This window comes from Microcoleus sp. PH2017_09_SFU_O_A (assembly GCF_020738625.1).
Classification (GTDB): Bacteria; Cyanobacteriota; Cyanobacteriia; order Cyanobacteriales; family Microcoleaceae; genus Microcoleus.
In genome coordinates, this window is the sequence record NZ_JAEQCF010000035.1 from 68,823 (window position 1) to 91,282 (window position 22,460).

The following is a 22,460-nucleotide window of genomic DNA, read 5'->3' on the forward strand; positions in this document are numbered from 1 at the left end:
TGTACCTGAGAAATGCTATAGAAGACGGTCACCTCGCACAAGACACACAAACACCCGCTGCAACTGACCTTCTTTCAGCACAATTATTGTGATTTTGCTCAACTTATTTCCGAGATCCGGGACGTTTTGCTCCTACCTTCGCAGGGCTTTTTGTTCCACCTTTAGCTGCACTTTTAGAACTACTTTTAGCATTTTTTTGACCCTTGGCTCCTGCCAACTGGCTCTCATTTTCATTAGCCGGTCTGCCGGCAGGCGTTCTCGTAGTCCTAAAGGTAACATTCACCCCTTCATTCGACTGTTCCAACACCAACATCGGCGTCGGCTTCGCTTTTTGATCCCATTCAATGTGAACGATGCGACCTTGAATAGTCGGCTGCCAACTATCATGGTCATCTGAAGGACTCAGATAAGTTTCCAAACAATCAATAATTTGATTAATTGTCGCCGATGTTGCCTGAGTCGGCAGTTTCATCAGCTTAATTTGAATCCGAAACAGCACTCGCCTTTCTATTTTTACGGCTGGATCGCCAGTTTCGTATTCGATATCAAACATCGAATCTACTTGCCTGCCGCTGCCAGCAGTCCCGTTTTTATCTCCTACTGCACTCTGAGTCGGGCGCAGGGCAATACTAATTTTGTCTTTGACTTTTACTTTAATCTGGTTGACAATGGCAAAGTGAAAGACTTCTTCCGCCATCCGCATTCTCAGGTAGTCTAAATTAAAGTCTCGCGAGTGAATGAGGTCGGGGTTTTTTTCCATCTTTGATATGGTTTCCAGAGCCATTTTGTATTTTTTCTGGAGTTCTCTATTTCTAAACTCTTCAAATTTGAGCTTCTTACTCAAATCATCTAGTCTTAGCTTGGTAAATACCGCTAAACCGAGCAGCAATAATAACAGTAATCCCGACGCTCCCATCAAGATTTGGTCGGGGGACGGAGATCCTGGTTTAGCCTGTTTAGGTTTGGGAGAGGCTACTGCCAACCTTGGTTCTACAAGGATGATTTGGGTTGACATGGGCTTTTAAAGGGTAAATTTTGACGCTATATTTATACAGGATTCCAGAGTAGAGCTGGCAGTGTAACTCGATCGACCAACATTGACATCATTCCACCACCATCTTGCTATAACTGGATTTCTACAACTCGAACAGGCACCCTCTAATTAATACTTTATCTTTAACTGCAAGCAGGTTTCCGAAATATCGGAAAATCCCGCGCTGGCACCGGCAAAAAGAAATGGTGAATTGTCTGTGATAGATTATACCAATATAGGTCAAAAAAAAATTGTTCCGCAGCCTCCGTTTCTAGAAAAAGAAAAATAAGTACACATAAATCAATACTAACTCTCTCCAGCGATCGCCAAAAACACTTCTGGAGAACAACCGATCGAGAAGCGGACTCTCCTATCGGGTGCTAATTACTACTGTTCGATCGCTCCCGCCCTGCCAGCCCACCGGGAGGCTGGCTGTGAGAATAGAGCTATCGCGCGATCGAACAACGTGTCCTTAGCTAAGATTACAGCTAATACCACAAATATTCGATCGTGACCTACGAACCCCTGCATCACAAGTATCGCCCTCAGACATTTGCCGAATTAGTCGGTCAAGAGGCGATCGCCCAAACTCTCACCAGCGCCATCCTGCAACAGCGCATAGCACCAGCATATCTATTCACCGGCCCCAGAGGCACCGGTAAAACCTCTAGTGCCAGAATTTTTGCCAAATCCCTCAACTGTATTTCTACCGGCGCCCCTACCCCGACACCCTGCGGCAAATGCAACGTTTGTCAAGAAATTGCCCGAGGTTCCACACTAGATGTCATCGAAATCGACGCCGCCAGTAACACCGGAGTAGACAACATTCGGGACTTGATCGAACGAGCCCAATTTGCCCCCGTACAGTGCCGCTATAAAGTATATGTAATCGACGAAGTTCATATGCTCAGTACCCAGGCATTTAATGCCCTATTAAAAACCTTAGAAGAACCGCCAGATCGCGTCGTATTCGTCCTCGCCACCACCGACCCCCAAAGAGTATTACCAACCATCATTTCTCGGTGCCAAAAATTCGACTTCCGCCGGATTCCCCTCGACTCAATGACCTCTCATTTACACAAGATTGCCCAATTAGAAAATATCAATATTGCCAGCGATGCCGTACAAATGGTTGCTCAACTCGCCCAAGGAGGACTGCGAGATGCAGAAAGTTTGCTCGACCAACTCAGCTTATTTCCCGGTCAAATAACCATCGAAAAAGTTTGGGATTTAGTCGGCGCCGTCCCAGAAAATGACTTGATGGAACTACTACAGGCGATCGCAAACGATAACGCTACAGCATTAATAGACATGACCCGGCACCTCATGGATCGCGGACGGGAACCACTAATCGTGCTGCAAAGCCTCGCCAGCTTTTACCGAGATTTGCTAATAGCCAAAGCAGCACCACAACGGTCAAATTTAGTAGCTTTAACCGCCGCAACTTGGGAAAAACTCTGCGATTTTGCCCGCAATTGGGACGCCGAGTTAATTCTGGCAAGTCAGAAACACTTGCAAACCCACGAAGTACAAATTAAAAACACCACTCAGCCGCGATTGTGGCTGGAAGTAACGCTGTTGGGATTGTTGCCTTCAGCCATTAGAACTCAGCCACAACCAGCAGCCCAACCAGGTAGAAATATTGCTCAATCCCAAATTCACCCCCCCGAACCCCCCCAAGCTTTGGGGGGGAGTTCCACAGCTAATATCGAACAGCCTCCCGCAGCCAAACCTCAAAATCCGCCACCGACTTCGCAACCTATTGTCGATCGCACACAAAGCACACCTCCTGCCCCGATTCCCGAAGCGATACCAACTGCTGAAACGAGTCAAACCAATTATTCACCAACTAATTTAGGTAGCGAAATTGATTTAGATAAAGTGTGGCAACAGGTACTCGATCGCGTGCGGCCCCACGGGACTCAATCGCTACTCCGGCAACACGGACAGCTAGTAATGTTTAGCAATGATACGGCTTATGTTAAGATTAGTTCGCAGCCGTTGCTGAATATGGTTAAAGACAAAGTACCTAATATTGAAGAAGCTTTTTTGCAAGTGTTTAACAGTCGAGTAGCAGTAAAAGTAGTTTTAACAAATCCCGCTGCAACTAATAGTTCCCGCACCCAAGATTTGCCAAATTATAACGAACGTGTTGCCGAAACTCCTCGGAATTCTCCTGCTGCGATCGATGAGAATCAACAGGTGGAGCACCCGGGTAATTCTGAGATGGCAGGTAATTTTTTGGGGGACGGAGGAGAAGAGCAAAAACACTCTTGGGCGAACGAAAATACTGCTGCTAATGTGCCAAATGTTTCTGAACCGTTGCGGCAGATCAACACTTCTACAGACTCTCAGAATGAGTTAAATGCTCAGGCTGTAGCGGTACGGGCTGATGCTCAAGCTGTCGCGAATACGAGCAAGCAATGGGCTGATATGTTTGACGGGCAAGTAGTCGATTTGTCGGATGATTTAGAGATTTGGGAGTCGGAAACTTTTAGATTGGAATCTGAACCGGATTTTCCTGAGTTATCTTCTGATGTTGATGAGGATGATTTAATCGATTGGTAATCGATTGATTTTGGGAGTTCAATCAAGATGTTTGTAGTGAGGACTTTAGTCGGCCAATTTAGGGCTTGCTGAAAAAGTGTACGTACTGGAAAAACGAGGCTACACAGATTAACAAATAGTAGGTTTCTGGCTAAATTTCCCAAATTTAGCCATCAACGAACAAGGACAGTGCAAGGGTTTTGAGAATCTATAATCCTATAACTTGCACTTGTGAGAGTTTCAAAAGATTGAAGCCGTTATCTGGAAAACTTTCTACTTTTATTCAGCAAGCCCTAATTTAGATGCGGACTAAAGTCCTCACTACAAACCTATTTGACAGGTGTTTTACTGGGGCGGGAGGGAAATGTGGAGAATTTCGTCGTTGGCGCAGCCCTCGGAGCCGATCGCCGAAAATCCCGCCCTAGTGTAAACTCGAAATTCCTGCTCGTGTAGCGTCATCAAAAAAGCCACCGTAACACCCGCGTCAAAAGCCTCTCGCAACAACCGCGCCGTCAAAGCCCCTGCAATACCCCGCCGCCGAAAAGCAGCCGGCACACCAATTCCCGCGATTTCCGTCGTCTGGTTTTGCGGTGGCGTGCAGATTCCAGCGCCCGCAGGTTCGCCCGTTGCTGCGACGCGGGCGAGTACCGCAATCCCACCCGCCGCCAGAGTTTTCCGAAGACTGTCAACATCTTCAGGGCTGGGTGCAGCCTCTCCATAAGCCTCGTTTTGCGCCGCCACAGTACCCAAAAGTTCGTCATCGGAAACTGGCAGAATTAGCTCGATTTCCGGCGGAATCGGCAGCAATTTCTCCGATCCCGGAGTGCAAATCATCAGCGGTAAGCGTCCCTCAACGGTGAAACCAGCGGATATCAGGGCTTCTTCGACAGCGGGCGCGAGTTTCGTGACATACTCCAAACGTGGCTGTCGATCGCGGTCAGAGTACGCAGCAATTAGTGCGTTAACATCGGCGAGGGAGGGTGTGGCGCCATCTTCGGGAATCGCATAATTCAGATAAGGGTTGGTGGTGTGGGGGCTGAATGTAGCGAGGAAGGGGCCGATATGCTCGGTGTCGCGCTGCTGGCTGGCGGCAAAACGCAGGTATGCTTGAATGCGAGATTCCATAGATTTATTGCAAAAATAGTTAGGACGGGCAGGATGCCCATCCCACAAAAACTTTTTTTCTTCTTGTGGAACGGGCATCTTGCCCGTCCAAAAATAAGACGGGCAGGATGCCCATCCCACAACATCCCACAAAAACTTTTTTTCTTCTTGTGGAACGGGCATCTTGCCCGTCCGAAAATAAGACGGGCAGGATGCCCATCCCACAAAAACTTTTTTTTCTTGTGGAATGGGCATCTTGCCCGTCCGAAAATAAGACGGGCAGGATGCCCATCCCACAAAAACTTTTTTTTCTTGTGGAATGGGCATCTTGCCCGTCCGAAAATTTGATGAGAAGGAATTTTACAATTTTGTACGATACAATTGCTATCCTGAAAACCGATGCTTTTAAGCCGATTCTGGTTTTGGCAACGAAGACGGAAGCACCAACAATTCGGCAGTCGATCGCTTCTCAACCATTTCCTTAGTTATCGTACACCGCGTCACATCCTTGCGCGACGGCAACTCGTACATCACATCTAACATCAACTCTTCGACAATTCCCCGCAGTGCCCGCGCTCCTGTTTTGCGGCGGTATGCCTCTTGCGCGATCGCCCGAATCGCATCCGTCTTAAACTCCAACTGTACATTATCCATTTTTAGCAGCTTTTGATACTGCTTCACCAAAGCATTGCGGGGCTCCGTCAAAATCGCCATCAGCGTTTCCTCATCCAGCGGCTCTAACACCGCCGCCACCGGCACCCGCCCGATAAACTCTGGAATCATCCCATATTTTACCAAATCGTCCGGTTCCAGTTGCTTGAGCACATCAGCGGCCCGCTTTTCCTTCGGCTGAGCTTCTCCCGGCTGAATAAAACCCATTGACTTTTTACCCGTTCTCTGCTCGATCACTTTTTCCAAACCGACAAAAGCGCCACCGCAAATAAACATAATATTGCTGGTATCAATTTGGATGCAATCTTGATACGGGTGCTTGCGGCCGCCTTGGGGTGGTACATTGGCGATCGTCCCCTCCAGCATTTTCAGCAAAGCCTGCTGCACTCCTTCCCCAGAGACATCCCGAGTAATCGAAGGATTTTCGCTCTTGCGGGCAATTTTGTCAATTTCATCAATATAAATAATTCCGCGCTGCGCCTCTTCCACGTCCATATCTGCCACTTGCAGCAGCCGCAGCAAAATATTTTCCACATCTTCTCCGACATAGCCGGCTTCCGTCAGCGTCGTCGCGTCAGCCACCGCAAACGGCACGTCCAGCATATCCGCCAAAGTCTGAGCCAGGAGAGTTTTGCCGCAGCCCGTCGGCCCGATTAACAAAATATTCGATTTTTGTAGTTCTACTTCTTCCGGCGGGTGCTTGCCGCTATTTTTGGCATGGATAAAGCTGAGGCGCTTGTAGTGGTTGTAAACTGCCACCGAGAGGACTTTTTTCGCCTCCTCTTGACCGATCGCATTTTCGTCGAGATAATTTTTAATTTCCCTCGGCTTGGGAATTTGGCTCATCGAGATACTTTTGCCCGAGGTAGCGCGGCGTTTTTGCGTTGTTTCCTGCTTCGGAACCGCTGCTGCTGCGGGCACAGCACTCGAATCAAACAACTCCTCATCTAAAATTTCATTGCACAAATCAACGCATTCATCGCAGATATAAACCCCGGGGCCTGCGATTAACTTTCGCACTTGCTCTTGAGACTTGCCGCAAAACGAACATTTTAGATGGGAGTCGTACTTAGACATAACAGCCTCTTAATTCAGTGCAGTGACGTTTTCTCCCGCAGCCGGAAGGTTTTCTTTTGCGATAACTCGATCGACCAATCCGTAATCTTTGGCTTCATCGGCTGACATAAAAAAGTCGCGTTCTGTATCTGCCTCTAATTTGTCGATCGGTTGACCCGTGTGGTGCGCTAACAATTGATTCAGCTTACGCTTATGATAAAGGATTTCTTTGGCTTGAATCTCAATATCTACTGCTTGACCTTGAGCGCCTCCGAGCGGCTGGTGGATCATAATCCGGGAACTCGGAAGAGACATCCGCTTTCCGTGGGCTCCCGCTGTCAGCAGAAATGCGCCCATACTTGCAGCCAAACCGTAACAAATCGTCACCACATCCGGGCGAATTTGCTGCATGGTATCATAAATTGCCATACCCGCCGTTACCGAGCCGCCGGGGGAATTGATGTACATTTGGACATCTTTTTCTGGGTCTTCGGCATCTAGATACAATAGCTGAGCTACGATCGAGTCAGCCACTTCGTCGGTTACGGGAGTTCCTAAAAACACAATGCGCTCCCGCAGCAAGCGCGAGTAAATGTCAAATGCCCGCTCGCCCATCCCCGACTGTTCTAGTACCATCGGCACTACATTGCTGGGGCTGGAGCTGACATCAAAATCGTTATAGCTTGTAATTAGGTAATTGGAAGATTGAGATACCACCATAAGACACCAGTCAAGGATTCTAGACAATTTGCTGCTGATGAAAGCTTGAAATTAAGCCGCCAGCTTTTAACTATTATGCCTCTTCTGAAGCCAGATGGGGGGAATGGAGAGTTTTGAGCGATCGAGATTGATGGCTGCGATCGGCGTAACGCTGGTAGAGTGAATGAGTTAAAAGAGTTACTCACCAATCGTGGCTGTTTTTAGTATGCGCCAACCGAAACCCGGTTTCTGTTGCAAAAACTTGGTTTGACTGCGTGACCCTAAGAAACCGGGTTTCTAGCCCCCGCGCGCCATGTTATAGCAAGCATCAGGTGCGAGGCATTCGTATCAATTTAAGCTTAAGAGTTGATAAATATTCGTTTGCCCCCTAGGCTAAATCCCCCTTAAGAAGGGGGAATTTGAGTACCTCCGGATCTGGACCACACCATCCAACAACAATCTATAACTGCGTTTGACGTGCTTTTTAGCACAAATCTACGCGTTGTGCACCCTACGCTGGTAGTTTCTAGAAGCAAAACTAGAAGGTTTTACTCTTGGCCTACCACTTCCACGTCGATCGCGCTCGTGACTGCTTCAGCAGACTCTTCGGCGTCTGATTCTTCTGCTTCTTCCTCTGCTGCTGGAGTCAAAGAGCCTTCAGGTAGGAGTTCAATTGTCCCTTTTTCTTCCAACCATTTCAGGGTTTTTTGTTTTAGCAAGTCTTCTGCTACAAATTCCCGCAACTTTTCAGGGTCAAAATTCCCTTTGGGAAACTGCTTTCTGACTTTTGCTACTTCTGCTACTACTTCTGCTGGTTCAACAGATAAGGATTCCAGCTTGGCTACTTCTGCCAGAGCTAGAGTTTGTTTGAGCCTTTCTACTGCTTCCGGACGAGAGCGTTCCCGCATCGGCCCGATATTTTCTTCGGTAAACAGTTGGTTGATATCTATGCCATAATTTTTCAACTGCATGGCTTGTTGGTTGAGCAAATAATCGATTTCGCGATCGACCATTGTTGCGGGAATTTCCACATCTATGAGCTGAACCAGTGCTGCTGATATGGCTTTTTCCTTATTAACTGATAACTTGTTTTCTTGCTCTGTTTTAAACCGAGTTTCGAGGGATTCGCGCAGTTGTGCTAAAGTTTCAAACTCGCTAACTTCTTGGGCAAAGTCGTCGTCCAACTCCGGCAATTCCTTTTCCTTCAGTTCTTTCAGAGTAATCGTAAATACTGCTGGTTTTCCCGCCAATTCTTCACTGCTATATTCATCAGGGAACTGGACGGAAACTTCTCTAGTTTCTCCGGGGTTCATCCCGATCATGCCTTGAATAAAGCCCGGTACAAACTGATTCTCCGACAATTCTACTTGAAAGTCTTCGGCATCGCCGCCGGGAATTTCTGCGGGAGTTTCACCTTCGGCTGCTTCGGCAAATTTACCTGCGAAATCAACCAAAGCCATGTCTCCCAATTGAGCTGGCCGGCCTTCTACGGGGATTAAAGTCGCTTTGTCCGATCGATATTTTGCCAGTACCTCATCTACCTGAGCCTCATCATACTTAACTTCTTCTGCTTGAAGCTGCAAGCCGGTGTACTGACCCATTTTTACTTCGGGTTCTACATCAACCTTAGCCGAAAAAGTCAGAGGCTGTTCTGGATCGAACTTTCCTAGCAATTCTTCAAACTCAGTGCGGAGTTCAAAACTGCCAATTGCCGGAATTTTTTCTTGTTCGAGAGCTTTTTGCAGTGAATCATTAATCAAATTTTCCAAAGCTGTAGCTTTCAAGCGAGTCTGGCCCAGGCGCTGTAGCAAAACTTGGCGGGGAACTTTGCCTTTGCGGAACCCAGGAATATTGACCTCGCGAGCGAATTGTTTAATTACCTGCTCGTAAGCTTGTTTTGATTTTTCTGATGGCACTTCGATTTCCAAACCAATTTGACTGGCTGGAAGTTTTTCCTGGGTTACTTTCATCGGCTTTTGTGATATTTAACAATTTTGATAAAATACATACAAATCTGACTTTGCTTGCATTTTAAGTTTGTACGCTTTGACTTGTAGCGACATAACTACCAACACCTCTACCGGATGAGACTGTAAGTCGTTTCCGGCTACTTTTTTCGCTCTTGCCAAATAGTTTTGGTTTGAGGATACTAGGTTTTGCTGCTAGGAATGTGGAGGTTAAGTCCAGTGACGCTCCTACACCAATTGCAAGCGTTATGGTGTAGGCATCTGAGTCCTGTTAAGGATATCCAGATCTTCCTTCAAGGTACTCCAATTGTTTCCCTCTACGGCATTTTATAGTGAGGAACACGTCCCGCCCCACTCTTGGTTTCAAAAATGAAATTCCAAGCACCTTCGTGCCTTGAAAATTTTACTCGCAGGAGGCCGCCACAATTAAATGTGTCACTTCCCTACGAAACCCCCTATCTTCAGTTGTCAAGGTTCAGTATATTGGTAGCATTTTCGGCTGCCCAATAACTACAATCGTAGCATTCAAACCCTTACTGGGGAAAGTTTTGGTTCTATTTGCTCGTCTCCTGATTCACCCGCCCACTCCCAAGACCTGCGCTTGTTGGCAGGCGGGTGGAATCGTCATCTCGCTCGCCTTTCATCCCACAGTAAGTGGAGTATTACTATACTGTGGGGATTTCCGTCTGTCGAGCTAATAGCCGATGCACCATAGCATATATCGCCCTCGGATGTCAATCCGACCGGCATGAGCGGGCGATCGGATTGAATGGATGCGTTTGCTCAAATGCAGGTATCCCAAAACCAACTTGATGTGGATTGGGCGCGAGCAGATGGCAAAAGATGCTAAACTAAGATTGAGTACGATCGACCACCTCGGTTACTTGCACCCTTGCCATCTGCTCGCGCCCTGATGTCGCATAAAATTAATTTAGTTCGATCGGCTACTGTGCATTGAAATTGTATATTTCCTAAACCGATCAAAAATCCTCTCTCTCCCCCTCTCCCCCTCTCCCCCTCTCCCCCTCTCCAGATGCACAAAAGCTTATTCAGTATTGCAGTTATTTAAATTTTAGATTTCGATCGTTTAGACTCTAATTTGTGGAGGAAACTAATTTGTCTCAATCCTATCGAGTTGCCATTTTAGGAGCCACCGGCGCAGTCGGTGCCGAGTTACTAGAACTCCTGCACAGCCGGAGTTTTCCCATTTCAGACTTGAAGCTGCTGGCTTCGGAACGTTCAGCAGGCACAACTTTGCCCTTTGGCGGCGAGATGTTGCCGGTCGAAGCTGTATCGGAGCGATCGTTCGATAATGTAGATCTAGTGCTCGCCTCCGCCGGCGGTTCTATCTCTAAACTGTGGGCTCCGAAAGCAGTGGCAGCCGGGGCCGTGGTAATCGACAATTCCAGCGCTTTCCGTATGGATGCGACGGTACCTCTAGTTGTTCCCGAAGTCAATCCCCAAGCTGCGGCAACTCACCGAGGTATCATTGCTAATCCCAACTGCACCACGATTTTGATGGCAGTTGCCGTTTGGCCGCTGCACAAAGTTAAACCAGTCAAGCGCATAGTTGTAGCGACTTACCAGTCTGCCAGCGGCGCGGGCGCCAGGGCAATGGAGGAAATGAAAGATCAAGCCAGAGCAATTTTGGCAGGGGAAATTCCCAAAACCGATATTTTTCCCTACCCCTTGGCTTTTAACTTGTTTCCGCACAATACACCAATTAACGATTTAGGGTATTGTGAGGAAGAGATGAAAATGGTCAACGAAACTCGGAAGATTTTTGGTACTGACGAGATTAGAATTAGTGCGACTTGCGTCCGGGTTCCCGTACTCCGCGCCCATTCGGAGGCGATTAATCTGGAGTTTGCAGAGCCTTTTAGCCCGATCGACGCTAGGGAAATCTTAAAGGAGGCGATCGGCGTTAAGCTGGTAGAAGACTGGCAAGCTAATTATTTCCCGATGCCCGTCGAGGCCAGCGGTAAGGATGAAGTGCTAGTCGGCAGGATTCGCCAAGATATTTCTCACCCCTGCGGGTTGGAGATGTGGCTGAGCGGCGATCAAATTCGCAAAGGGGCTGCTTTAAATGCGGTGCAAATAGCTGAGTTGCTAGCAGACAAAGGTTTGCTGCAAATCCAACAAGCAGCGGCTATTTCTACTTAGGGCGAGTGGGCCCAAAAAATAGATGCAAGTCCCCTACGTCAGGAGTGGAGATCTCAAAATTTTAGAGCCTAGTTGAAGAACCCAGATTCATCTGTGGAGTCAATTTAACATCTAAAATTTAACATCTAAAATCGACTGAATCTGACAATAGGGCAATTGAAATGAAGATTTTAGATAAATCTTGCATCTGAAATCAAAAATTTAAAATCAAAAATCAACAGTCTAAAATCGGAGAAAGTGTGGTAAAGTTTGGACGGGTTCTGACTGCAATGATTACGCCGTTTAAGGAAGACGGCAGTGTTAACTATGCGGTAGCAGAACAATTGGCAATTCATTTAGCCGATCGCGGTACGGATAGCTTGGTAATGTGCGGAACTACGGGCGAATCTCCCACTATGAGCTGGGATGAAGAGTACCAATTATTTCAGGTGGTACAAAAGGCAGTAGCCGGTAAAGCTTTGGTAATCGCAGGAGCCGGGTCGAATTCGACCTCAGAAGCCATCGAAGCTACGCAAAAAGCAGCTAAACTCGGGTTAGACGGCTGTTTGCAGGTAGTTCCTTATTACAACAAGCCGCCGCAAGAAGGTTTGTACAATCATTTTCGGGCGATCGCGCAATCTGCTCCAGAATTGCCTATAATGTTATATAACATCCCCGGTCGCACTGGCCAGAATATGTTGCCCGAGACAGTAGCTCGATTGGCAGAAATCCCCAACATTGTGGCAGTCAAAGAAGCAAGTGGCAACCTAGATCAAGCAAGTCAAATTCGGTGCTTGACATCACCGGAATTTGCGATCTATTCTGGAGATGATTCCCTAACTTTGCCAATGTTGGCGGTAGGAGGATCTGGTGTAGTTAGCGTAGCCAGCCATCTGGTAGGAGAGCAACTGCAACAGATGATTAAAGCTTTCGAGGCCGGTCAAGTTCAAGTCGCTACCCAGATTCACTTGCAACTTTTTGACCTGTTTAAAGCTCTTTTTCTCACCACAAATCCCATTCCCGTTAAGGCAGCTCTTAAACTTCAAGGCTGGGATGTGGGTTCCACCCGTCCGCCCCTGTGCGCTCCGCCCGTTGAGGTAACTCAAAAGTTAAAGGACGTACTGAGTCAGCTAGCCGCAGTATCTGCTAGCTAGATAGGCGAGAACGAGTTTTCAGACAACTGAATATTAGTTGCGATCGGTCAGTAGTGCGAGCCTCGGAACTCGCGAACGTCATCAGTCATTAGTCATTAACTGTTAGTAAGTAACTGACTGTCAAGGATTAAAGACTGGGAATTAAAGACTCAAGACTGAAGACAACTGACTGTACGGGTTCGCAAAACCCGCAGGGGAGTTTTCCATCATAAATATGTGGAAAAAAATCGCCCTACTAACCAACAGCCGAAAAAAGACGACAGACAAAAGACAACAGACAACAGACTCATAACAAAAATAACTAACAAAGGATACGCATGATCAAAAATACAACTGCATCAGCTCTAAAAGTTATTCCCCTCGGCGGGCTGCACGAAATCGGTAAAAACACTTGTGTGTTCGAGTACGGCGACGAAATAATTCTTTTAGATGCAGGTTTAGCTTTCCCCACAGATGGAATGCACGGTGTAAATATTGTCCTCCCAGACATGACTTACCTGCGGGAAAACAACCACAAAATTAAAGGTATGATCGTGACTCACGGTCACGAAGATCACATCGGTGGCATCCCCTATCACCTCAAACAATTTGAAATTCCAGTCATCTACGGCCCGCGCTTGGCGATGGCTTTGCTCGCCGGAAAATTGGAAGAAGCCGGAGTGTCTCACCGCACTGAATTGCGGACTGTTCGCCCCCGGGATACGGTCAGAATTGGTAAGCATTTCTTAGTTGAATACATTCGCAACACTCACTCGATGGCCGACAGTTTCACTGTGGCAATTCACACTCCCGTCGGAATTATTATTCACACTGGAGACTTTAAAATTGACCACACTCCTGTAGACGGCGAGCATTTTGATTTGCAAAAGCTGGCGGAGTACGGCGAAAGAGGCGTGCTGTGCTTGATCAGCGATTCTACTAACTCGGAAGTTCCTGGTTTTACCGCTTCAGAACGTTCTGTAGCTCCGAATTTAGACAGAATTATCGCTCAAGCAACGGGACGAGTGATGCTGACGACTTTTGCTTCTTCGGTACACCGATTGCAAATTGTTTTGGAATTGGCTAAGAAAAACAATCGGTATGTCGGAGTGGTTGGCCGCTCGATGCTGAACGTCATCGCTCACTGCCGCAATCTCGGCTACATCAAATGCGAAGATAGTATTTTCAAACCGTTGAAAGAAATCCGCAATTTGCCAGATGACAAGGTTTTGATTTTAACTACAGGTTCCCAAGGCGAACCGATGGCGGCGATGACTCGCATTGCTAACGGCGAACATCATGAAGTGAAAATCAGAAAGGGCGATACAGTCATTTTCTCGGCTAATCCGATTCCTGGAAATACGATCGCAGTGGTAAATACGATCGATAAACTGATGATGCTGGGAGCAAACGTGGTTTACGGCCGCGACAAAGGAATTCACGTTTCCGGCCACGGCTGTCAAGAAGACCAAAAGTTAATGATTAACATGACTCGTCCCAAGTTCTTCTTACCCGTCCACGGAGAACACCGGATGCTGGTTCAGCACTCCAAGACTGCTCAAAGCATGGGCATTCCCGCGAGCAATATGGTGATTATTGACAACGGCGATGTGGTTGAGTTGACCGAAAATTCGATGCGACTCGGTACTAAAGTGCCTTCAGGAATTGAATTGGTAGACTCTTCGCGATCGGGCGTAGTCAAAGCAAACGTCCTCAAGGAACGTCAGCAGTTAGCCGGAGATGGCGCTGTAACGGTAGCGGCAGCTGTGAACTGGGAAGGCAAGTTAGTCGCTAAGCCAGAAGTCCACTTAAAAGGTGTAGTGACATCCGCCGATCGCGCGGAAACGATCGGACTAATCAATCAAACCATTGAAACAGTTTTGAGCGATCGCTGGTCGGAATTTGTCCTACCTGCTACTGCTGAATCGCCAGTTAATGTTGACTGGGTAGGAGTTCAAACCCAAATCGAAAAAGCAATTGGGCGAGTGCTGCGCCGGCAACTGCAAAGCAATCCGATGCTGGTATTCCTGATGCAAATTCCTGAAGAAGCAGTGCGATCGGAATTTGTGCAAAGAGCTCAGCTTTCGATTGAAGCACCTAAGCTAGCATCATCATCATCACCATCATCATCATCATCATCACCATCATTGCCATCCCCAGTACCAGTCCCGGCTAATGCAGTAACAGGTCGTCGTCGTCCTCGGACTGCTGCAAAAGTAGCTTCCGTTGTCTCCTAGTATTAGTAATCCCTGGCTTTGCGCCAGGGATTTGTTTTTCAACGGCAGATAATATCAAATCCGGTAGCATTGGAATTATAAGAGTGCGATCGTCTTAGCGATCGATCTATGTCGCTTTTCGATCCGCTCGCACTCTCACCAAAAGAATGGGTCTGAAGCCCCGTCCTTATAGGACGGCTTTAATTCTCTTTAATTTTATCGATTAGATCAATAATATATGGTATGGTCGAGTAAATCAAACAGCAAAAAATAATGAAAGCAAGGTATCAGTACAGAATCTATCCAACCGACCAACAACGACAGAGCTTGGCTCAATTGTTTGGCTGTGTTCGAGCTAGCCTGGAACGATGCTCTTGCACTTTGCAAGCAATCAGAAAGAAGATTTAAATCAGCAGAACTCCAGAAAATAGTAATTACTCAAGCCAAGCAATCCGAAGAAAGAGCCTGGCTAAGGGAAGTATCGGTAGTTCCTTTGCAGCAATCCGTAGCCGATTTGGAGACAGCTTTTAAGAACTTTTTCGATTCCTGCAAAGGCAAGAGAAAAGGACGTAAAGTTGGGTATCCCAAGTTCAAAAAGAGGACTAACAATTAATCTGCTAGATTTACTCTTCGCGGTTTCTCCAGGTCGGAGGACGGTGGTGTCTATTTAGCCAAGATTGGGATTGTCAAGCCGATTTGGTCGCAAAAGTTACCATCTGAGCCTAGCTCTGTCACGGTAATCAAGGATTGTACAAACCGCTATTTCCTGAGTTTTGTCGTAGAAGTTCAGCCAATTCAGTCTGAGGCTAAGAATCCAAGTATCGGGATTGATTTAGGGATTAAAACCTTTGCGGTGATGAGTAATGGCGAGAAAGCCGAAAGTCCTAGCTATAAAAAGTTAGACCAGAAAGTTCGCAAACTGCAACGCAAATTAGCCCGCCAACCAAAAGATTCTAGGAGAAGAAATGTAACTCGCATCAGAATTGCCAAGTTGCACAATCAAATTGCCGATACCCGTAAAGATTTCCTGCACAAATTGTCAACCAAAATAGTTAACGAAAACCAAGTGATTGTTTTGGAGGATTTGAACGTGTCGGGCATGGTCAAAAACCGGAAGCTTTCCAGGGCAATTAGTCGGCAAGGATGGAGAGAATTCCGAACACTTTGCGAGCGTCAGTCGGAGAAGTTTGGTAGGGAGTTCAAAGTAATTAGTAGATGGGAACCTACCAGTCAAGTGTGTGCAGACTGTGGGTTTAAATGGGGCAAGATTGATTTATCTATTCGTTCGGTTCTTTGTTTAAGTTGTGGCACCGAGCAAGATAGAGATGAGAATGCTGCTAAGAATATAGAACAAGTCGGGATGGGGAATCGCCACGACTTTAAACGGACGCGCTCGGGACTGTAAGACTACTTCGGTAGCTTTTCCCCGATGAAGCGTCAAGAATCACCGTTCCTTCAGGTCGGTGAGTATTTCAATCATCCAAATATATTATTCGGATGCCACCGGGAACGATCTAAATCCTATCGACCCTAAAAAGAAGGATTAGCTATTAAATTGGATCGATTTTTCATGGTATTTATTAAACAATGGGAGTGGTGGTAAAAGTTTTATTTTTACCACCACTCCCATTATTTAATTTTACTTAATTAAATGCTGAAACTTAAGCATTTATAGCAACCGCTTTCCTCAGTTATACCGTTTCAGTGTGAATGTTTTATAAAGCATCGAAAGTTAATTTTACCGAGCAACTAGGGCATCGGTTCAGTAAAAGAAATTGACACAAGTGGCATAGTATGTATGTTGATGTAGACCTTGGCAGGGCGATCGCATGAGGAAAAAAAAATGGTTGGCGATCGCGTCGCGATCTACTGTCGCCCTCATGCGATCGCCCCTACATAACACATATTTCGTTCTTTTTGTCAAAATATTCTACTGTACCGACGCCCTAGGGTAGACTATAAATAAGGTGTGACACCAATAAACTTTATGAAACGTAGAACATTTAATACACTACCTTTTTTTGCACTTGGACTCGGCTTCACAAGCTGCAATCCATTCCCATTTCATTCTGATTCCCCTCCTAAAGAGCGCGGTATTGAGTTGACTGGTGAAAATGATTCAAATTCCTTTGCTGCTCAAAATCAGCTTAACTGGATGGGGCACTGGTTAAGGGAAGATAAACGCGAGGTTTTGGTACGAGAAGTGGCACAAGAGTTCTCATTTTTACATCAGAATATCGCTCTCAAACTTAAATTTTGGCAACAACTGAATTTGGCGCATAAACCGGGGACAGCCAAAGCGATCGCATCTGCAATTCGATCGGGAAAGTTAGATTGGGATATTGTTTGGTTGGATGAAGATATTTACACCCTAGTTTCAGAAGAGTTAGGCAATCCTAAATGGGGAGAACAACATCTCGTCAACTTTGAAGAAGTTGCAGGATTTACAGAAACACAAAAACCTTTTATTATTCAAGATCCGAGCTATCGCAATCAAACCGGGGGATTTTTAGTCGGCCCTTATATAGAGGGATATTATCATGCGCTGTTTTATAATAAAAATGTTGCCGCTCAAATAGGCATTAAAATCAAATATGAAGGAATGACTTTTGATGACCTCCTCGGTTATGCTGAAGCTGTAAATCTCTACAATCGCCAAACTAAAAATAACATCGCCACATTTTATGAGAGCAAAGATTGGATGACACTAGAGATTCTGTTTCAAAATTTAGTCAAATCAGAAATTTTAGATTTTAAGGAAGCCAAATCGGAAGTCGGTTCATCTGAAAAGAATGCTGCCCTCTTCAAAACATTACAAGCATTAGAAACGCTAGGTAAGTTTAATCCATTGATTCCATCGCATCGAGAAAATAATTGGGCAAATACCCGACATCTCATGTTGGACGATCGCGCTCTCTTTTATGTCAATGGCACTTGGATGTACAGCCACTGGCACGGAATGGATGCTCAAAAAATGTCTAAGATTGTCCCTGTAGAACTGCCTTCTTTTCAAAAAACTAACCATTATTTAGGAGGTTATATCCCAACTTGGGGAGTCTTAAAAAACTCTAAAAATCGCGATAGCGCTATTAAATTGCTGATGAATTGGTGTACACCAAAAGTTGCAGAAAAATGGGTTCGCTATACCAGAAATCCGACGGGAATTAGGGGAAATCTCGCTGTTGCTGAATCTGGGATAGATAGTTTCGGAGAGTTTCAAAGTGATATCACTGCCCGGTATGGTGCCAATGTGCATTATTCTAACTACACGGGTTATCTATTTGGAGCCAAAAATCGCAATTTATCGAAGGTGCTTCATCAACAAATCAGAAATCTTCTAGCGGGTGAGATTACTGCTAAAAATTCCTACCAACAAATTTTATCGAAAATTCAATAAATCATGAAAAAGTTTTGGCAAAGCTTAGCATTTAAGATTGGGACAGCAGTCATTGGTGTTGAGATCGTTGCACTCACTTTAATGGGTTCTTACTATGTCAATCGATTTTCTAATGAGATTGATAAAACACTCACAACACAAATCCAATTGCCAGCAAAACTAATTGCTCAAGGGTTGCTAAATTATGAAGCAGTCAGAGATCGCGCTGTGATGGAAAACCTTGTGGGAGAAAAGTTATTAGATACATTAGCAATTGGAACTAACGGCAAAGTCTATTATTCGATGAATTCAGAGGATGTAGGCAAATCGGTTAAAGCGATCGCAGGCTTCAAGATTGAGGAAAACTTCGAGCAAACCTTTAAGGTGAAGCAAGTCATCGCAGTTTCCGATGGATTAATCCACATTGCACCGCTGCGTCTAGAAGATGGAAAATTGATTGGTTTTTTGTATATCAAAGCTGGAATCGAGCGAATTCAAAACCGCAAGAAAGACATTATTATTATATTTTTACTGGGGTCATCTGCTTGTATTGCTGCAACATCTGCTGCAATTTTATTGCTGTTTAATTCTACAATATTTAGCAGAATTAAAGAAATTTTACAGATTCTCAAACAAGTTGAATCCGGCAGTCTAGATGTGCGCTGCGATCGCAAAATTCAATCCGATGAAATAGGAGAGCTGCAATTGGGTGTGAACTCTACAATTGAGCGATTATCCGATTTGCTAAGTAACTTAGAACAGCGAGTTCGCGATCGCACTGAACAATTAGCAGGGGCTTTAAAGGAAAATAAAATTTTACTTGAAGAATCCCAACAGCGCGCGATCGAACTCAAACAAGCTAAAGAAGCTGCCGACAATGCCAATCAAGCCAAAAGCGAATTTCTCGCTAATATGAGTCACGAACTGAGAACTCCACTCAACGGCATTCTTGGTTATGCCCAAATCCTTCAACGTTCCAAGCACTTGGAGAAAAAACATAAAAAAGGATTGGGGATTATTTATCAATGCGGATATCACCTTTTAACTTTAATTAACGATATTTTAGACCTCTCTAAAATTGAAGCTCGCAAACTAGAACTCATTCCCACAGATTTCCATTTTCCCTCTTTTTTAGAAGCAGTTACCGAAATTTGTCGCGTCCGTGCCGAAGAAAAAGGAATTGACTTTATATACGTACCCGAATCTAACCTACCTGTCGGTATTCATGCTGATGAAAAGCGGCTGCGACAAGTCTTAATTAATTTGCTGGGAAACGCCATCAAATTTACAGAACAAGGTGGCGTGACTTTCGCGATTCAAGCACAGGCGATCGCATCAGATCCATCAACCTATCGCTGGCGCTTCCAAGTTAGCGATACAGGAGTTGGGATGACTCCAGAGCAATTAGACACAATTTTTCTACCCTTTGAACAAGTGGGAAATACGAAAAAACAAGCAGAAGGCACTGGCTTGGGACTGGCAATTAGTTGGAAAATTGTGGAGTTAATGGGCAGTCAAATTAAGGCACAAAGCCAACTGGGTAAAGGAAGTATTTTCTCTTTCGATATAGAAGTTCCAGAATCGCAAAGTTGGGCAACAATTTCTCGCACCTCTCAACAAGGTACGATCGCAGGATATCGAGGCACAAAACAGCGCATTTTAGCGGTGGATGATAAGTGGGAAAATCGTGCAGTATTAGTTAATCTTCTTGAACCAATTGGATTTGAAGTTATCGAAGCAAGCAATGGAAAAGAAGCGCTAGAAAAAGCCGTTACACAGCCACCCGATGCAGTGATTACAGACTTAATGATGCCTGTAATGCACGGCTTTGAATTGCTGCAACACCTGCGCCAATCGCCAACATTGAAACAAGTCGTTGCGATCGCCTCCTCAGCCAGTGTCTTTGAAGCCGATCAATTTCAAAGTTTGGATGCGGGTGCAGACGACTTTTTGCCCAAACCCATTGACGCAGAATTGTTGCTGGCTTTGCTACAAAAATATCTGAAGTTGGAATGGGTGTATGAAAATGTGGCGACACCAGAACCGACACCTCCTGTATCCGACATCCGAGAGTCGCAGCTACCCCCAGCCAACCTTCTAGCGCAACTGAACGATTTAGTCAAATGGGGGGATTTAGACGAACTTGCCGAAGTTGCCGCATATGTACAACAAACTCATCCGGAATGCGCTGCTTTCGCTCAACACTTGATTCAACTGGCACAAAATTGTCAGGTGAATGAGCTAAGACAAGTATTAGGAAAAGCTGTTAATGCGTAAATATTTGAGATTAGACTATTGACTGATTTTATGATGCAGATATAGCAATCATTGCAGGAGTCGTAAAAGTTTTACCCCTCCCAACCCTCCCCTTACTAAGGGGAGAAAGTAAGAAATTCACAAATGATTTAGGATTGCTATGGTCAGAATACTGAACAAGAAAACAAGAAGTTGCTCTTTCGTCCTCCGACTATCAGGGGGATGCGAGGGGGATCTCCGGGGAATTAACAGTGTTAACTGAACCGTATTGATTCATAAATCAGCTTTTTTAGTGTCAAATTTTCTCAAAAAAAATCAATCGATTTTAACCACAAATAAACGCAGATAGATTTAACAACTATCTGCGTTCATCTGTGTTTATCTGCTTAAATCTGCGGTCAAAAATCAACCACCAGCAACGGCTGGGACAATACTCACTTCATCACCATCTTTAAGAGCAGTTTCCGTACCTTCCAAAAACCGGATGTCTTCGCTGTTGACGTAGAAGTTGAGAAATCTTCGAGGCGATCCTTGTTCGTCGCACAGGCTTTTTTTGATGCCGGGACAATTTGTTTCTAACGCTTCAATCAGTTCGGAAATGTTTGCACCACCGCATTCTATTGTGGCTTGATTGTTAGTGAATTTTTGCAGTGGTGTGGGAATTAAAACTTTAACGGTCATGGTTAGTTGTTAATTGTGAGTTGTCAGTTGTGAGTTGTCAGTTGTTAATTGTTAGTTGTTGATTCCAATAACCAATAACCAACAACCAATAACTATTAAACAGAAGCTTGCTGCCATTCCAAACGTTCGAGTGTCCGGGCGCGTTCGAGGGCGCGCTCGAAGGCTTCCAGTTTTGGTTCGAGGGTGATGGGTTCGCCGATGTAACCTTGGACGGCTTCTTGGGTTTTCAAGCCGTTGCCGGTGATGTAGGCGACGGTGGTTTCTTCGGGGTCGATTTTACCTGCTTCTACGAGTTTTTTCAAGACTGCGATCGTCGTGCCGCCTGCGGTTTCGGTGAAGATGCCTTCGGTTTCTGCTAGCAGTTTCATGCCTTCGATGATTTCGGTGTCGCTGACGGATTCGATGTTTCCGCCTGTTTTGCGGGCGATGTCGAGGGCGTACATTCCGTCTGCTGGATTGCCGATCGCGATCGATTTAGCAATTGTATTCGGTTTGACTGGTGTTACGAAGTCGCGACCTTCGCGGTATGCTTGGGCGATCGGGGAACAGCCGTCAGCTTGAGCGCCGCTGAACCGGACTTTCTTGCCTTCAACCAAGCCGACTTCGGTGAATTCGTTGAAGCCTTTATAGATTTTGGTGAACAAAGAACCGGAAGCGAGGGGAGCAACTACGTGATCGGGCAATTTCCAACCTAGTTGTTCGATAACTTCGTAGCCGAGGGTTTTCGAGCCTTCGGAATAGTAGGGGCGCAAGTTGATGTTGACAAATCCCCAGCCGTGTGTATTGGCTACTTCGCAGCAGAGGCGGTTAACTTGGTCGTAGTTGCCGTGAACTGCCATCACAGTCGGATTGTAAATTAAGGTGCCTAGGACTTTGCCTGCTTCTAAGTCGGAGGGGATGAAGACTACGCAATCTAGTCCGGCGTGGGCGGCGATCGCAGCCGTGGAGTTAGCTAAGTTGCCAGTGCTGGCACAAGATACTGTTGTGAAACCCAATTCTCTCGCTCGGCTGAGGGCGACTGACACCACTCTGTCCTTAAAGCTCAGAGTGGGCATATTGACGGCATCATTTTTAATGTAAAGATTTTTGAGACCGAGGCGGCGCGCTAAGCGGTGGGATTTTACTAAAGGAGTCATCCCCGTGCCGACATCGATGACGTTTTCTGTAGCGACTGGTAAAAATTCGCGGTAGCGCCAGATTGAGTTGGGGCCTGCTTGGATGGTTTGGCGAGTGACGCGGCGGCGGATGGCGTCGTAGTCGTACTTGACTTCTAGCGGGCCAAAACAGCAATCGCAGACGTGCTTGGCTTGGAGTTCGTACTCTTCGCCGCATTCTTTACATTTGAGGGCTGTGAAGGTTGCTGCTGTGGATTGGGTTCTGGTCGCCTGGGTCATAGCTCAACTCTCTAGTTTTGCGATGTTTTCTTAAGTCTTAGGAAAGATTAGCACGCTCGATCTACCCCGTCAACTATACCCGATTTTTTTAGTCGGGATTAATTTTTGGCAGTTTCTTGCCCGAAATTGGAGGTTGACTGATAGTCCTCAATCTCTTTCTCAGAAAGGGTTTTAAGCTCTGCTG

The 22,460-nt window shown here is 45.9% G+C and carries 17 protein-coding genes; 9 read left to right on the forward strand and 8 right to left on the reverse strand.

Annotated elements, in window-relative coordinates; translation table 11 throughout:
- Window positions 1–103 precede the first annotated feature (103 nt).
- Both JGK16_RS14865 and JGK16_RS14870 read right to left on the reverse strand, forming a co-directional pair.
- Window positions 104–1,015, reverse strand: coding sequence for a hypothetical protein (locus tag JGK16_RS14865; RefSeq protein WP_293181003.1), 912 nt, complete (start codon window positions 1,013–1,015; stop codon window positions 104–106).
- A 405-nt stretch (window positions 1,016–1,420) separates the two neighbouring features.
- Window positions 1,421–1,564, reverse strand: coding sequence for a hypothetical protein (locus JGK16_RS14870; RefSeq protein WP_293181006.1), 144 nt, complete (start codon window positions 1,562–1,564; stop codon window positions 1,421–1,423).
- On the opposite strand from JGK16_RS14870, the gene JGK16_RS14875 reads away from it, so the two are divergent.
- On the forward strand, window positions 1,544–3,601 hold the full coding sequence (locus JGK16_RS14875; RefSeq protein ID WP_293181009.1) for a DNA polymerase III subunit gamma/tau: 2,058 nt from the start codon (window positions 1,544–1,546) through the stop codon (window positions 3,599–3,601). The genes JGK16_RS14870 and JGK16_RS14875 overlap by 21 nt on opposite strands.
- Window positions 3,602–3,925: 324 nt before the next feature.
- Here the strand turns inward: JGK16_RS14875 and JGK16_RS14880 are convergent, their stop codons facing one another.
- The 4 genes from JGK16_RS14880 to tig all read right to left on the reverse strand — a co-directional run bounded on the left by JGK16_RS14880 (window position 3,926) and on the right by tig (window position 9,081).
- Window positions 3,926–5,011: a GNAT family N-acetyltransferase gene (locus JGK16_RS14880; RefSeq protein ID WP_293203221.1), complete on the reverse strand. Its 1,086-nt coding sequence runs from the start codon at window positions 5,009–5,011 to the stop codon at window positions 3,926–3,928.
- Between the two features lie 78 nt (window positions 5,012–5,089).
- Window positions 5,090–6,433 (reverse strand): ATP-dependent protease ATP-binding subunit ClpX, encoded by a 1,344-nt coding sequence (clpX, locus tag JGK16_RS14885; RefSeq protein ID WP_293155744.1) that lies wholly within the window; start codon window positions 6,431–6,433, stop codon window positions 5,090–5,092.
- Window positions 6,434–6,442: 9 nt separating this feature from the next.
- On the reverse strand, window positions 6,443–7,132 hold the full coding sequence (clpP, locus tag JGK16_RS14890; RefSeq protein ID WP_293181015.1) for an ATP-dependent Clp endopeptidase proteolytic subunit ClpP: 690 nt from the start codon (window positions 7,130–7,132) through the stop codon (window positions 6,443–6,445).
- Between the two features lie 527 nt (window positions 7,133–7,659).
- A complete protein-coding gene (tig, locus tag JGK16_RS14895) occupies window positions 7,660–9,081 on the reverse strand; it encodes a trigger factor (protein WP_293191043.1) in 1,422 nt (473 codons plus the stop codon).
- 1,113 nt (window positions 9,082–10,194) lie between these two features.
- Between tig and JGK16_RS14900 the strand changes: the two genes are divergently transcribed.
- From JGK16_RS14900 to JGK16_RS14925, 8 genes are all read left to right on the forward strand, one after another.
- Complete coding sequence (locus tag JGK16_RS14900; protein ID WP_293191041.1) at window positions 10,195–11,241, forward strand: aspartate-semialdehyde dehydrogenase; 1,047 nt, start codon at window positions 10,195–10,197, stop codon at window positions 11,239–11,241.
- Between the two features lie 239 nt (window positions 11,242–11,480).
- On the forward strand, window positions 11,481–12,374 hold the full coding sequence (gene dapA / locus JGK16_RS14905; RefSeq protein ID WP_293181024.1) for a 4-hydroxy-tetrahydrodipicolinate synthase: 894 nt from the start codon (window positions 11,481–11,483) through the stop codon (window positions 12,372–12,374).
- A 317-nt stretch (window positions 12,375–12,691) separates the two neighbouring features.
- The gene (locus JGK16_RS14910; RefSeq protein WP_293191039.1) at window positions 12,692–14,590 is read left to right on the forward strand and encodes a ribonuclease J; all 1,899 of its coding nucleotides are present in this window, start codon (window positions 12,692–12,694) and stop codon (window positions 14,588–14,590) included.
- Window positions 14,591–14,842: 252 nt separating this feature from the next.
- Complete coding sequence (locus tag JGK16_RS32745) at window positions 14,843–14,977, forward strand: helix-turn-helix domain-containing protein (RefSeq protein ID WP_363319154.1); 135 nt, start codon at window positions 14,843–14,845, stop codon at window positions 14,975–14,977.
- Window positions 14,916–15,182 (forward strand): hypothetical protein, encoded by a 267-nt coding sequence (locus JGK16_RS32750; protein ID WP_363319161.1) that lies wholly within the window; start codon window positions 14,916–14,918, stop codon window positions 15,180–15,182. The genes JGK16_RS32745 and JGK16_RS32750 overlap by 62 nt, the downstream gene beginning before the upstream one ends.
- An 81-nt stretch (window positions 15,183–15,263) precedes the next feature.
- A complete protein-coding gene (locus JGK16_RS32755) occupies window positions 15,264–15,974 on the forward strand; it encodes a transposase (RefSeq protein WP_363319694.1) in 711 nt (236 codons plus the stop codon).
- Window positions 15,975–16,556: 582 nt separating this feature from the next.
- A complete protein-coding gene (locus JGK16_RS14920; RefSeq protein WP_293191037.1) occupies window positions 16,557–17,966 on the forward strand; it encodes an extracellular solute-binding protein in 1,410 nt (469 codons plus the stop codon).
- A 3-nt stretch (window positions 17,967–17,969) separates the two neighbouring features.
- The gene (locus tag JGK16_RS14925; protein ID WP_293181033.1) at window positions 17,970–20,222 is read left to right on the forward strand and encodes an ATP-binding protein; all 2,253 of its coding nucleotides are present in this window, start codon (window positions 17,970–17,972) and stop codon (window positions 20,220–20,222) included.
- 384 nt (window positions 20,223–20,606) lie between these two features.
- Here the strand turns inward: JGK16_RS14925 and JGK16_RS14930 are convergent, their stop codons facing one another.
- A complete protein-coding gene (locus JGK16_RS14930) occupies window positions 20,607–20,882 on the reverse strand; it encodes a MoaD/ThiS family protein (protein WP_293181036.1) in 276 nt (91 codons plus the stop codon).
- A gap of 95 nt (window positions 20,883–20,977) precedes the next feature.
- A complete protein-coding gene (gene thrC, locus JGK16_RS14935; RefSeq protein WP_293181039.1) occupies window positions 20,978–22,276 on the reverse strand; it encodes a threonine synthase in 1,299 nt (432 codons plus the stop codon).
- Window positions 22,277–22,460 lie beyond the last annotated feature (184 nt).

Excerpts from the sequence above, each read along its gene's own strand:
- tig (WP_293191043.1), bottom strand. The coding sequence starts at position 9,081 with ATGAAAGTAACCCAGGAAAAACTTCCAGCCAGTCAAATTGGTTTGGAA.
- JGK16_RS14920 (WP_293191037.1), top strand. The coding sequence starts at position 16,557 with ATGAAACGTAGAACATTTAATACACTACCTTTTTTTGCACTTGGACTC.
- JGK16_RS14865 (WP_293181003.1), bottom strand. The coding sequence starts at position 1,015 with ATGTCAACCCAAATCATCCTTGTAGAACCAAGGTTGGCAGTAGCCTCT.
- clpX (WP_293155744.1), bottom strand. The coding sequence starts at position 6,433 with ATGTCTAAGTACGACTCCCATCTAAAATGTTCGTTTTGCGGCAAGTCT.
- thrC (WP_293181039.1), bottom strand. The coding sequence starts at position 22,276 with ATGACCCAGGCGACCAGAACCCAATCCACAGCAGCAACCTTCACAGCC.
- JGK16_RS32745 (WP_363319154.1), top strand. The coding sequence starts at position 14,843 with ATGAAAGCAAGGTATCAGTACAGAATCTATCCAACCGACCAACAACGA.
- clpP (WP_293181015.1), bottom strand. The coding sequence starts at position 7,132 with ATGGTGGTATCTCAATCTTCCAATTACCTAATTACAAGCTATAACGAT.
- JGK16_RS14930 (WP_293181036.1), bottom strand. The coding sequence starts at position 20,882 with ATGACCGTTAAAGTTTTAATTCCCACACCACTGCAAAAATTCACTAAC.
- JGK16_RS14925 (WP_293181033.1), top strand. The coding sequence starts at position 17,970 with ATGAAAAAGTTTTGGCAAAGCTTAGCATTTAAGATTGGGACAGCAGTC.
- JGK16_RS14880 (WP_293203221.1), bottom strand. The coding sequence starts at position 5,011 with ATGCCCATTCCACAAGAAAAAAAAGTTTTTGTGGGATGGGCATCCTGC.
- JGK16_RS14910 (WP_293191039.1), top strand. The coding sequence starts at position 12,692 with ATGATCAAAAATACAACTGCATCAGCTCTAAAAGTTATTCCCCTCGGC.
- JGK16_RS14870 (WP_293181006.1), bottom strand. The coding sequence starts at position 1,564 with ATGCAGGGGTTCGTAGGTCACGATCGAATATTTGTGGTATTAGCTGTA.